This window comes from Pedobacter sp. UYP1, from assembly GCF_040547305.1.
Classification (GTDB): domain Bacteria; phylum Bacteroidota; class Bacteroidia; order Sphingobacteriales; family Sphingobacteriaceae; genus Pedobacter.
The window spans coordinates 60,712-73,241 of record NZ_JBEPPL010000006.1 but is presented as its reverse complement, the minus strand read 5'-3'; the positions used below and the strand labels follow the sequence as shown (position 1 = coordinate 73,241).

12 protein-coding genes, 1 tRNA gene and 1 pseudogene are annotated in these 12,530 nt (G+C 37.9%); 9 read left to right on the top strand and 5 right to left on the bottom strand.

Annotated features, from left to right (window positions below):
* Position 1: 1 nt before the first annotated feature.
* A complete protein-coding gene (locus tag ABIB30_RS14000) occupies positions 2 to 892 on the bottom strand; it encodes a branched-chain amino acid transaminase (protein ID WP_354302999.1) in 891 nt (296 codons plus the stop codon).
* A 739-nt stretch (positions 893 to 1,631) separates the two neighbouring features.
* Between ABIB30_RS14000 and ABIB30_RS13995 the strand changes: the two genes are divergently transcribed.
* Positions 1,632 to 4,013, top strand: a complete 2,382-nt coding sequence (locus ABIB30_RS13995; RefSeq protein WP_354302997.1) for an ABC transporter permease — start codon at positions 1,632 to 1,634, stop codon at positions 4,011 to 4,013.
* A 60-nt stretch (positions 4,014 to 4,073) separates the two neighbouring features.
* Here the strand turns inward: ABIB30_RS13995 and atpC are convergent, their stop codons facing one another.
* Positions 4,074 to 4,316: an ATP synthase F1 subunit epsilon gene (gene atpC / locus ABIB30_RS13990; RefSeq protein ID WP_068406744.1), complete on the bottom strand. Its 243-nt coding sequence runs from the start codon at positions 4,314 to 4,316 to the stop codon at positions 4,074 to 4,076.
* A gap of 22 nt (positions 4,317 to 4,338) precedes the next feature.
* On the bottom strand, positions 4,339 to 5,844 hold the full coding sequence (gene atpD / locus ABIB30_RS13985; RefSeq protein ID WP_068406747.1) for a F0F1 ATP synthase subunit beta: 1,506 nt from the start codon (positions 5,842 to 5,844) through the stop codon (positions 4,339 to 4,341).
* Positions 5,845 to 5,994: 150 nt separating this feature from the next.
* On the opposite strand from atpD, the gene ABIB30_RS13980 reads away from it, so the two are divergent.
* From ABIB30_RS13980 to ABIB30_RS13970, 3 genes are all read left to right on the top strand, one after another.
* Positions 5,995 to 6,927: an SDR family oxidoreductase gene (locus ABIB30_RS13980; RefSeq protein WP_354302995.1), complete on the top strand. Its 933-nt coding sequence runs from the start codon at positions 5,995 to 5,997 to the stop codon at positions 6,925 to 6,927.
* 31 nt (positions 6,928 to 6,958) lie between these two features.
* Positions 6,959 to 7,423 carry a redoxin domain-containing protein gene (locus tag ABIB30_RS13975; protein WP_354302993.1) on the top strand — a complete coding sequence of 155 codons (465 nt, stop codon included), beginning with the start codon at positions 6,959 to 6,961 and terminating at the stop codon, positions 7,421 to 7,423.
* Positions 7,424 to 7,529: 106 nt separating this feature from the next.
* A tRNA-Arg gene (locus ABIB30_RS13970) sits at positions 7,530 to 7,603 on the top strand.
* A gap of 143 nt (positions 7,604 to 7,746) precedes the next feature.
* On the opposite strand, the gene ABIB30_RS13965 is transcribed toward ABIB30_RS13970, so the two are convergent.
* Entirely contained in the window at positions 7,747 to 7,950 is a 204-nt protein-coding gene (locus tag ABIB30_RS13965) for a hypothetical protein (RefSeq protein WP_354302992.1), read from the bottom strand.
* Between the two features lie 273 nt (positions 7,951 to 8,223).
* On the opposite strand from ABIB30_RS13965, the gene ABIB30_RS13960 reads away from it, so the two are divergent.
* Complete coding sequence (locus tag ABIB30_RS13960) at positions 8,224 to 8,520, top strand: hypothetical protein (RefSeq protein WP_354302990.1); 297 nt, start codon at positions 8,224 to 8,226, stop codon at positions 8,518 to 8,520.
* A gap of 70 nt (positions 8,521 to 8,590) precedes the next feature.
* Positions 8,591 to 10,306, top strand: a complete 1,716-nt coding sequence (locus ABIB30_RS13955; protein ID WP_354302988.1) for a hypothetical protein — start codon at positions 8,591 to 8,593, stop codon at positions 10,304 to 10,306.
* Positions 10,307 to 10,497: 191 nt separating this feature from the next.
* On the opposite strand, the gene ABIB30_RS13950 is transcribed toward ABIB30_RS13955, so the two are convergent.
* Positions 10,498 to 11,022 (bottom strand): GNAT family N-acetyltransferase, encoded by a 525-nt coding sequence (locus ABIB30_RS13950; protein ID WP_354302986.1) that lies wholly within the window; start codon positions 11,020 to 11,022, stop codon positions 10,498 to 10,500.
* A 173-nt stretch (positions 11,023 to 11,195) separates the two neighbouring features.
* Here ABIB30_RS13950 and ABIB30_RS13945 point away from each other — a divergent pair.
* From ABIB30_RS13945 to ABIB30_RS13935, 3 genes and pseudogenes are all read left to right on the top strand, one after another.
* Positions 11,196 to 11,507 (top strand): annotated as a pseudogene (locus tag ABIB30_RS13945) (TonB-dependent receptor domain-containing protein); the annotation flags it as partial.
* A complete protein-coding gene (locus tag ABIB30_RS13940) occupies positions 11,485 to 11,733 on the top strand; it encodes an outer membrane beta-barrel protein (protein WP_354302984.1) in 249 nt (82 codons plus the stop codon). The pseudogene ABIB30_RS13945 and the gene ABIB30_RS13940, both read left to right, overlap by 23 nt.
* Positions 11,734 to 11,862: 129 nt before the next feature.
* Positions 11,863 to 12,441, top strand: coding sequence for an RNA polymerase sigma factor (locus ABIB30_RS13935; protein WP_354302982.1), 579 nt, complete (start codon positions 11,863 to 11,865; stop codon positions 12,439 to 12,441).
* Positions 12,442 to 12,530 lie beyond the last annotated feature (89 nt).

Here is a 12,530-nt window from a genome sequence, read left to right as displayed (position 1 = left end):
TTTATATGATTACTTCGTAGTTTTGTTTCTCTAATACTAATGCTTTATAGGTGCGTTGTATAGTTGCACCTAAGGTTTCTGTCCAGATTGCAGGGAAAACTGCTTCATCTACAGAGGCTATACCAATAACTTCTGCCGCTGTTCCGCAGAAGAAAGCACTGTCTGCATTTTTCAAATCATCCACCGATAAGTGTTTTTCAATACATTCTATATCTAGTGTTTTGCATAATCTGAGAACCGTTGCCCTGGTAATTCCAGCAAGTATATTTCCCAGTGGCGGTGTATATAATTTACCGTTTTTCTCAATGAAAATATTAGCTCCCGGTGCCTCAGCGATATTGTTATTCATATCCAGTAAAATAGCTTCGTCAAAACCTTTGCTTTTTGCTTCGGTAGTCGCCAATATTGAATTGATATAGTGTCCGCTGGCTTTAGCTTCTACATGTGTAGATTTAGGATTTGGTCTTTGGTAGCTGGAAATGCAAACTTTCTGTAATTGTGTTCCAAGATATGCTCCCCATTCCCAGGCACAGATCATAATCGAAACTTCTGTTGCCGGTGATAAGGTCATATTAGGTGCGCAATACACTAAAGGACGGATATAAGCGTCTTTTAATTTATTCTTTTCCAGTAATTTATAGGTCTGTTTAATCAGGTCGTTAATATCGTATGGAAATGGAATGTGCATCAGTTCAGCAGAACGCTTCAAACGCTCATAGTGTTCTTTAGCTTTAAATATTCTGGTTCCGTTATGTGTGTTGTACGCACGGATACCTTCAAACACTGCATAGCCGTAATGTAAAGATTGGCTATACAAGCTTGTCTTGGCTTCCGGGGCTTTGATAAACTTCCCGTTTAGGTAAAGTACTGTGGCTGAATCGTAGTATTGCATTTTTTCTTGGTTTCGGTGGTTTGGTTTTGCTCTTACTAAAAAAGCGCCTCTGTTGGGAGGCGCTTTCGGATATTTTTCTAGGTTAAATATTCATTTACAGCGCCTTACTCTCCTGAAGAATCAGCAGAATAATCAGGTTAATAATGACATTAATTTGCGCTTTGAATAAACCTTGCATTTTCTTGTATTTTATGTTTGCTTTATATAAATACAATTTAGTTTTTGCTTTACAAACTGTCAATAGCAGAATGAAAATAAATGAAAAAAAATATAATGTATAAAATAGGTGTTAATTCAATATAAAATTTTGCATGAAATAGGATTAACCTTTCTAAAACTGGTGTCTACTATACCAAATATGATATCGGTATTCGGTATAGGTTTTATGCTTGCATTATAATTTTGGAGAAATTCTGCTTAAAATGGTTGGAAGTCTTAAAAAATTTGAAAAAATTGGGTCAAGAACCTTAGCGAAAATTATGTCTGAAACAGGATTATAGATCAAAGGTAATTTGGAAGACCTTGAATAATGCTGTCGGCTAAAATGAAGGACCCAGTTAAATACATACCTGAAAAAGAGTTACTGTACATAATCGAACAATTATGTTCGATTATGTACAGTAACTCTTTTATTTTTAATTAAAATGCTGATTGTTAAGTGGTTTAATCTGTGTTTTGAGTCTGGCATAAAGTTAGCATCTTCCGATTTTAACTGATATCTTAACCATAGTAAACTGACATGTACAAACTTACCCTAAAAATCGCCTGGCGGAACCTATGGAATAACAAAGTCTTTTCGCTGATCAATATCGGCGGACTGGCAATCGGGCTCGCCAGTTGTTTGCTATTGTTATTATATGTGAATTACGAATGGAGTTTCGATAAGCAGTTTAAGAATATTGACCGGATATATTCTGTGTATGAAAATGACCGGATGAGTGACAAGGTTACTACGAATCGTGCCTATTGTACGCCCAGTCAGCTTGCGGCTACTGCTATGCAAATCATACCTGGAATTGAATATACTTGTCGTTTAGCAGAGAGTGGGGGACTTTTCAGCTATAAGGAGAACAGTTATAATAAAAAAATCATTTATACTGACCCTTCTTTTCTCCAGATGTTCGATTACGAATTTATCAAAGGGAATCCTGCAACAGCTTTATCAGCGCCTTCATCCATATTGCTTACGGAAGAAACGGCCAGGGTGTTTTTTGGAGGTGCGGACCCTGTAGGTAAGACCATAAAATTTGATAACCGTGTTCCGCTAGTGGTGACTGCGGTTATTAAGAAATTATCAGCGAATCAAAGTCATCAGTTTGATATGTTGATGACCTGGTCTTTACTGGAAAAGGAGCGGCCTTACTTTACACGCATGGATTGGAGTGATGGGGCATTGAATACACTCATTCAATTGAAAGATAAAAGTTCGTTTACAGCTGCAGATGCACAAATGAGAAAGATATTCATGCAGAAACAGAATGGCGATAAATACATTGAGTTTTTTCTTTTCCCATTTAAGAAAAATCATTTATACAACTCTTTTGAAAATGGAAAGCTGATTGGCGGTAATATTGACCAGGTGAGGTTATATTTAATGCTGGCCGGCTGCGTGTTATTTATCGGCTGTATAAATTATATGAATCTTTCTACTGCGCGTTCTGAGAAAAGAGCCAGAGAGGTCGGTGTTCGTAAAACGCTGGGATCATCCAGAAAGGCAATAGCATGGCAGTTCCTCATAGAATCTCTATTGTTGTCTTTTTTGGCAATGGTGCTCGCATTTGTTCTGCTGGAAATTTCATTGCCTTATTTTAATAATCTTTTAGGTATTCATATAGCTGTTGCTTATAATTCTTATGGTATATGGCTGGTACTAATTCTGCTGATTATAATCACAGGCTTGCTTGCAGGAAGCTATCCCTCATTTTATTTGTCGTCATTTATTCCTGTTAAAGTATTGAAAGGATTCAGGGGAGCAGGCAAGACTTCCTTGCCTGTACGTAAAGTATTGGTGGTTCTTCAGTTTGGTTTTTCTATATGTATGATTGTATGCGCAATAGTTGTACATAATCAGATGCAGTATATGAACACCAAGCCTCTGGGGTTTAATAAAGATAACCTGGTCCAGTTGTGGAGGTCAGGAACTTTGAGAACTCACCAAAAGCTGGATCTTTTTAAAGCGGAATTGATTAAATCTGGTGCAATAGCCGGGGCGACAGAAACAGCCAACGGAGTGACAAACAATTCGGTGAGTACAGAGAAAATAGGATGGCCAGGCCAACAGAAGAATGAACAAATAAAGATGCAACTCCATTTTTCTGGTTATGATTTTACACGAACTATTGGTTCTAAAATACTTTTGGGACGTGATTTTAACCGTGCTTTTGGCAGTGATTCATTGGCTGTTGTGCTGAATGAGACTGCGGTGAAAACAATGAATCTTAAAAATCCTATTGGTGCTCAAATCAGCAATGGTGATTGGGGCCAGACTTTTACAGTTATTGGTGTGATGAAGGATTACATCTATTCGTCTTTAGGAACAAAGGTGGAACCTGTATTATATTTTTATACGGAAAAAGATAATGCTGATATGCTCGTATTGCGTCTTAACCCAGCAGCCAATATAACCCAGTCTATAGAGAAGATAAAGGTATTAAGTCAGAAACTTAATCCCGATTATCCTTTTGAGATGACTTTTGTTAATCAGCAAATGGCAGAAAAGCTCCATGATGAGAAGATTTTAAGTACGCTGTCTAATGTGTTTGGTGGTTTCGCTATTTTTATCTCCTGCCTTGGTTTACTTGGCTTAGCGTTATATATGGCAGAGCAGCGAAGTAAAGAAATTAGTATTCGTAAAGTGTTAGGGGCGGATATGAAAAATATACTGATTCTTTTGAACAAGGATTTTATTAAACTGGTGATTATCTCCAACTTAATTTCGATTCCTGTGGCTTATATCCTGGCGGTTAAATGGCTGCAAAAGTATGATTATAAGATAGAAATTAGTTACTGGCCTTTTTTAACGGCATTGATATTATCAGTATTGATTGCGGTACTGTCTGTTAGTCTGCAAACTTTCAAGGTAGCGAAGGCAAACCCTGTGGACGCATTAAAGTATGAATAGCGCATAAAAAAAGAGAGTGCCCTTTTGGAGCACTCTCTTTTGATAATTTATGATTAAATATTAAGCTACACCCTCAGCTAAAACAATAATCTTGTTCTTTAAAACCTCTACAACTCCACCTTTAATAATAAAGGTTTGTTCATCAGTTTTGCTTTTAATAATTACTGGTCCATCTTCTAAAGTTGAAATAATAGGAGCATGGTCTCTCAAAATTTGAAAAGATCCCATCGTTCCTGGTACAGTAACTGCTGTAACTTCGCCTTCGAAGACTTTTTTATCTGGTGTTAATATTTCTAATGTCATATGTTGAGTGTATACGCTTTAATTAAGCGTTTGCTTCAGCTAATAGTTTCTTTCCTTTTTCAATTGCATCATCGATGCCACCTACTAAGTTAAATGCAGCTTCAGGGTATTCATCAACTTCACCATCCATAATCATGTTAAATGCTTTGATGGTTTCTTTAATGTCAACCAATACACCTTTTAAGCCTGTAAATTGCTCAGCTACGTGGAAAGGTTGTGACAAGAAACGTTGAACACGACGTGCACGGTGAACGATTAATTTATCTTCTTCAGATAACTCGTCCATACCTAAGATCGCGATGATATCCTGTAACTCTTTGTAACGTTGTAAAATTTCTTTCACACGTTGTGCAGTGTTATAGTGCTCATCTCCTAAAATAGCTGGAGAAAGGATACGTGATGTAGAATCCAGTGGATCTACAGCAGGGTAAATACCTAGCTCAGAAATTTTACGTGATAATACTGTTGTTGCATCTAAGTGGGCAAACGTTGTAGCCGGAGCCGGGTCAGTTAAATCATCCGCAGGTACATAAACTGCTTGTACGGAAGTAATTGATCCACGTTTAGTTGAAGTAATACGTTCTTGCATTAATCCCATCTCTGTTGCCAGGGTTGGTTGGTAACCTACTGCAGAAGGCATACGACCTAATAGTGCCGATACTTCAGAACCAGCCTGAGTGAAACGGAAGATGTTATCAACGAAGAAAAGGATATCTTTTCCAGCGCCTTCGCCATCACCATCACGGAAGTATTCAGCTACAGTTAATCCTGATAAAGCTACACGTGCACGAGCTCCGGGAGGCTCGTTCATTTGACCGAACACCAATGTTGCTTTTGACTCTTTTAATTTCTCTGTATCAACTTTGCTTAAGTCCCATCCACCTTTTTCCATTGAATGAAGGAACTCATCACCATAGTTAATTACACCAGATTCAATGAACTCACGTAAAAGGTCATTTCCTTCACGTGTACGCTCACCAACACCTGCGAATACTGATAAACCAGCATATGCTTTCGCTATGTTATTTACCAATTCCATGATTAATACAGTTTTACCTACACCTGCACCACCAAATAATCCGATTTTACCACCCTTAACATAAGGCTCTAATAAATCGATTACTTTGATACCTGTATAAAGTACTTCTGATTCTGTTGACAGTTCGTCGAAACGTGGAGGGGCGTTGTGAATAGATTTACCACCAGTTTTATCAACTGCGTTAATTCCATCAATAGCTTCACCTACAACATTGAATAAACGACCCTTGATTTGATCACCAATAGGCATTTTGATAGGAGAGCCAGTATCTACTGCGGCCATTCCACGTACTAAACCATCAGTCGAGTCCATTGCAATTGCACGGACACGGTCTTCACCAAGATGTTGTTGAACTTCTAAAACGATCTTCTGTCCGTTTTCTTTTTCAATCTCTAATGCAGAGAAGATTTGAGGTAAATGAGCATCGTCAGCAAAACTCACGTCTACTACCGGTCCTATAATCTGCGCTATTTTTCCAATGTTAGGCATATATTGTTTTTGGTAAAATTATAAATATCAAATTGTTAAAGGCCGTTTTAAAGGCTTCAATTCGGTTTGCAAAGCTAAGGATTTTCGATATAATTTTTGTATATAAATAAAAAGTTTTTCCACAGTTTTTTTATCAATAATTTAGTAGGCATGAAAACAGTATTAGTTACGGGCAGTAACGGGCTTCTCGGACAGAAAATTACCTCCGCAATATTGTCGGGGAAGCAGTTTAACCTGGTGGCAACTTCGAAAGGTAAAAATCGTTTTAAGACTGCTCTGGGCTATGCCTATGCAGAAATGGATATACTTGATCCTGCGAATGTCAGAGAAGTTTTGGGGCGTTATAAGCCCGATGCAGTCATTCACACTGCAGCACTAACAAATGTTGATAAATGTGAGACGGAAAAAGAGCTGGCTTATGCACTTAATGTGGAAGCGGTAAAAACATTAATCACGATTTGTGAAGAATACGCTATACAGTTGGTTCATTTGTCTACGGACTTTATCTTTGATGGGCTAAATGGCCCGTATCTTGAGTCGGATGCCCCGAACCCTTTAAGTTATTACGGAAAGACAAAATTAGAAGCGGAGCAACTGATAAAAAATGCTTTGTGCAAATGGGCTATTCTGCGCACTATTATTGTCTATGGTATTATCAGTGATGAGAGCAGAAGTAATATTGTATTATGGGCTAAGGGCGCGCTGGAAAAAGGAACTCCTATTAACGTAGTAAATGATCAGTGGAGAATGCCGACTCTTGCAGAAGACCTGGCAGATGCCTGCCTTTTAGTAATAGAGAAAGATGCACAGGGTGTGTTTAATATTTCTGGGAAGGATATGATGGGTATTTCAGAACTGGTATTCAAAGTTGCTGATTTCTGGAGTTTAAATAAGGAATTGATTACAGAGATTAGTGCGGCCTCTCTTAATCAGTCGGCACCAAGGCCAGTAAGGACTGGTTTTATATTAGATAAGGCTATTCTTGAGCTTGGTTATGCACCACGTAGTTTTGAGCAGGGACTGGCTTTACTGGACATACAGTTGAAAGAAAGAGACAGGCTGAGTGAACAGGAAGTCAAATAGCTAATTATACAAACAACTAACATATATTAAAATGGGATTACAAATAGGCGATCAGGCTCCGGATTTTAAATTATTCAGCTCCGATTTAAAAGAAACATCATTAGCTGATTTCAAAGGAAAGAAATTAGTATTACAGTTTTTTCCAATGGCTTTTACTGGTACATGCACTACTCAGCTTTGTACAATGAGAGATAGTTTTGGTTTTTACCAGGGAATGAATGCTGAAGTATTAGGTATTTCTGTGGATTCACCTTTTACATTAGCTAAATTTAAAGAAGAACAGTTCTACCAGTTCCCTTTATTATCAGATTTTAACAAAGAAACGTCTGCTGCTTACCAGTCAATTTATGAAGAATTCGTCTATAATTTGAAAGGTGTATCAAAAAGAGCGGCTTTTGTGATCGATGAAGAAGGAAAAATTATTTATGCTGAAGTTTTAGAATCGGCAGGTGATCTTCCTGATTTCGATGCAATTAAGAAAGTTGTAGAGGGCTAATAAGGGTAAGACGCTTTATTTATTTGAATATTTATTTGAAAAAAGTTTTGAATTTCAAATAGAAATACTACTTTTGCAATCCCAAAGCGATACAGAATTGGGAAATGCATTTGTAGCTCAATTGGATAGAGCATCTCACTACGGATGAGAAGGTTTGGGGTTCGAATCCCTACAAGTGCACTGAAAGCCTTAGAGAAATCTAAGGCTTTTCTTGTTTATGGCAGGTTCTACAGTCCATGATATTGGATCAAGTCATCAACTTGTGGATCAGGGATTAAATTTCAAGTTTTGGGTTTGATATTTTTTGAGTTCAAAGCAGCTGGTTACGATTCTTTACTCAGCTGATTACTTCCTGATTTTTCCAGGCTTGCTACTTTTACGAAAGTTCTCTGATGGCTTTCGGTTTCCATTGATTGTTTCATTGTGCCCCTTACAGAACTTTTGAAACAACCTGTACTCCAAACTGCTGCTTTAAAAATGAAATCGCCCAGGATTCCCTTTGAAAATTTACCCGTTAAACTTCCCATAATAAATAAATAAATGCCTTTCCACCAATGTAGGCTATTAGCGTTAAAGATTATCCTGATGCGTAAAAAATGTCCGTAATTGTCCGCAGCTGTCTGCAATTGTCCGCAGTTGTCCGTGTGTTAGTCAAAGGGAAAATTATAATTCCATTAATCTTCATCCGGTTATGATCTAGTTGTGCCTGAATAGAGATCGGGGTGAAAGCAGGTTGTAAACAGGCTTTAAGCATAGCAACTCTAAGTCATTTCAACTAGTTGTTTTGACTTGGACTTGCCATGCTCTCGCGTTACTTTAGCACTGCTCTTACCCTAACGAGTACTCAGGCAGTACCCGGGCAGTACCCGGCCGATACAGATTTATTATTCAGCTATTTTGAATTTATTTACGAACAGCCCGGACTTGTTTCCCCTGAGTCATTCCGATGCAAATTGAAAGCTTTCAGCGCAACTTCCACAGGCGTAAGCGCAACCCGTGATCGCAAAGACTTTCTGTTGAGCGTGCCAAAATTTATGCTTAAAAAACAGCCTGCTCCACAAGTTTATCACTTGATCCATGATATTCCCAAAATGTAAATACTCTAATTATCCAATTGCTTCATAACCAAAGTATTTTCCTTTATTTTTAGATATAATATTTTTGTTTATGAAATTTAAACTGATTTCCTCTTCTACCTTCCTTGCCTTATTTTTATTTACGCTTTCACAGGCTCAGGTTAAGCAAGTTAATATCAGTCGTGTGGACGCGATGGCCGATCTGCCTCAACCGCTTCAAATTATAGATTGGAAAGCTATGGCACTTAAATTTGATCGCACCATATATGATTTCAACGCTAAAGGGAAATATTGGCCAATGGTCTGGATAGACAGTACTGGCAAAAACTTTAAAGAACCAACCTTAGGAATGTATACCGCTGTTGGAGATGTGAGACAAGGATTAAATCATAATAAAGGCATGTTTCATGAAGCGCTGGCCAATATGGGGGCTGTTTTAGGCGCTACCCTGGTCGGACTCGATAAAAGCAAACAACAAGAGTTAAACTATGTAGGTATGCTGCGGAATTATTTCAACAAGGATACTGGATGGGGCATCATGATGAATAATACCGCGCCTGAAGTTGCACTGTTGGGTGGTGGTTACGGTCGCGATTGGTGGTACGATGTGTATCCCAATGTGTTGTTTTATGCAGTTTACGACAAATACCCATCAGAGCCTGGTTTTGAAATTATGGCCAGAAGCATCGCAGAGAAATTTTACAAGGCCGATTCCATTTTGAACGGCAATTACAAATATTCATATTTTGATTATGGACAAATGAAACCTATGTCTACACACATCTGTGCCCAACCGGACGTAGCCGCTGGACATGCATACGTTTTGTATTCAGCCTATAAAAAGTTTGGTGATCCACGTTATTTGAAAGGTGCAATAAGTGCCATGAAGGCTTTGGAAAGTGAAAAGATCAATCCTACTTATGAGTTGCTGATGCCTTTTGGCGCTTATGTAGCGGCCAGGATGAATGCAGAACAAGGAACAAATTTTGATGTGGCTAAAATGCTGGACTGGACGTTTGATGGTAATGCAGTTTGTAGAGAGGGCTGGGGTTTCCTGGTTGGGAACTGGAATGGTTTTGATATTTCCGGAACCGTGGGTAGCACTGTAGATCATGGTGGGTATGCCTTTTTAATGAATACTTTTGATGCGGCATGGCCATTGGTCCCTATGGTGAGGTATAAACCTGAATATGCAGACGCCATCGGAAAATGGATGTTGAATGCCGTGAATGCGTCGCGACTTTTCTATCCCCAGTATATGCCAGTGGAACATCAAACCATCCCTGATCTGGCCGATGTGACCAAAGGGGTAATTGCCTATGAAGGCTTTGCAAAGGCTTCTACTTTTGACACTTTATACCAGACTTTGAAAGCTCCGGTAGCACAGGGCGACGGCCCCAAATGGGTCCCTGGTCAAAATCCGGAGGTTTCGCAATTTAGTGTATATGGAAGCGGGCATGCCGGGATTTTTGGCAGCATCGTCAAAGAGACAGAAGTGAAAGGTATTTTAGGTTTGGATTTACTGGCTACCGACTTCTTTAAACAAGATGCTTATCCGACACATTTATTTTATAATCCTTACCCTACATCTAAAAGCATTTCTTTCAAAGTTGCCGGGGCGAAATCAGATGTTTACGATCTGGTTGCTCAGCGCTATGTGGCCCGCAATGTATCTAAAGCAGTTAATGTTACTATTCCAGCACTAAGATCAGTTGTTTTGATCAGCGTTCCTGCTCAGGGTAAAATGCAGGTTAAAAATAAACGTTTAGCTATTAATGGAGTAATTGTCGATTACAATTACAAATAATTTTCATTTTTTGATTAACAATAAAACCTAAGTACCATACTGAGGTTTTATTGTTAAAATGAGTGTACTCCTTCACTGAAATTCATCTTATAACTTTTTGCGGAATAAGAGTAACTATGTTAGCCAGCTTGATCACATCTATTACAATTAAAGTTGAGGTTTTTCCATGGAGTTAATTTGGATTTGCCCAGCTATAAAGTCATACACATACAGTTCATGCCTCTAAGTTCCTCTTTGAAGAAAGGAACATCAAGAACTGTTTTACTGTGATATTTAAATCCTGTTTTTTCGTAAAACCTGATTGCTGCAGAGTTCTGATCTATCACATACAGGAACAAAATCTTTTTCTCTTTTGAGCGGACAATTTCTATGAACTGTTTGATTACGGAAGTCCCGATTCCACCGCCCTTATAATTTGGCAGCATATAGATTTTCTTCAGTTCGGCCGCCTCATTATTTATTTGCTCTGGAAGATTCGCCTGGTAATTTGCCTGGATGAACCCAATACATTCCTCATTAAGATTAATGAAATAGTATTCCAAAAACTTGTTTTTCAGATTTGCAGTAAGTTTTTCCTGGCTAAATTCACTTTCAAGATAAAGTTCGAGACCATTTTCGTTCCAGTGGTCGCCGAAGTTTTCAGCATAAGCGGATACGCAGATTGCTTGTAATTTAATGATATTGGAGACTGACACCTTTATTAATTCAATATTCATGTGCCAATAATAATGAAAAGTTTATTGAAAATTCAAAGCGTTAAATCATCTTTCGTTTTAGCTCCTTATACCTTGATCTGCCAATAGGTAGTATTTCACCATTCTTAAGTAAGAGGCTATAACTACTTCCCGGACGTATAATTATTTTTTCTGCCTGATCTTTTAATGCCAGGTTTGTTGGTAATCCGGAATTGAATCCTTCTTATGCGAATGTTTTTGAACTGGGCTTCTTGCAGCGCTGGAATACTTTTACACTGAACCCTTCAGTATATTATCAAAATAATAAAGGAACTATTCAAAATTATATTTTCAGGAATCAGGATGGTATTTTTGTCACTACGCCTGTAAATATTGATGGGGAAACACGACAGGGAGCAGAATTGTCTGCTTTATATAATCCACTGCAATGGTTGCAACTGAATACTGAATTCAATGCTTACCGTTTTAAGCAAACCCGATGGTGTGAAACTCATAATTTCAATTGACCTTGGCGCAAGTAAGAACTTGCTGAAAGATAAGGCAACCTTATTACTTGATATAACAAATGCATTCAATCTTCATCGGTATCAGACCACCACAACTGGAAATGATTATGTAATGGCACAGACCAGTATTCCAAATGCGGCACGCTATCGGCTGACCTTTGTATATCGTCTTAATCTCAAAGATAATCAGGCAATCAGACAAGCTAAAAGCGGTAATAGGAATTAGAGGAGCACCTTTAAACTTAATTTTCAGGATATAGCAGGTAAAGCATAAAAATCGTTTTCTTTGAAAAAGGATCAGAAATATAATTTTACGACTTCCTTTTCTTAATAAAATGAATAACTTGTATGCTTTATGGCCAAATATAATGCCCTTACTGACAGTGAATTGATTCTTTTGTTAAACGAGGACAATGATGCTGCGTTTAGGGAAATTTATCTCCGGTACGATAAACTTTTGTACTTGTATGCTTATAAAAAGCTGAGAAACAAAGAAGAGGCTAAAGATGTTGTTCAGGACGTTTTTACCTGGTTATTAAACAACCGCAACAAGATTCATTTAAAGGTATGTTTATCTGCATACCTTTATAAAGCGGTACTTCATAAAATATTTGATATTTTCAAACATAAAGGGATTATTAAAAGATATGCCGAAAGCGGAGCGCATTATATTGAACTCGATTCTGTAGAAACGGATTACCTGATCCGGGAAAAGGATATTTCCAGTTTAATAGAACAGGAAATTGCCGCAATGCCGCCTAAAATGAGAGAGATCTATATTTTAAAAAGAAAGAACTATTTAAGTACCAAAGAAATTGCCTTGCACCTAGGCGTCTCCGAGCATACTGTATCCACACAACTTAAGAGAGCAATGAAACATCTCCGGATAAAGCTAGGTTTGGTAGCTTATCTTTTGTGGATCTTAAAAATATAGATTTAAATTATTGATCTGTATATCAGTTTGTTGCATTTTTATTTTCACTAGCTGTACCTAATTCATCTTGCTAAATCGTCTTTAATCTT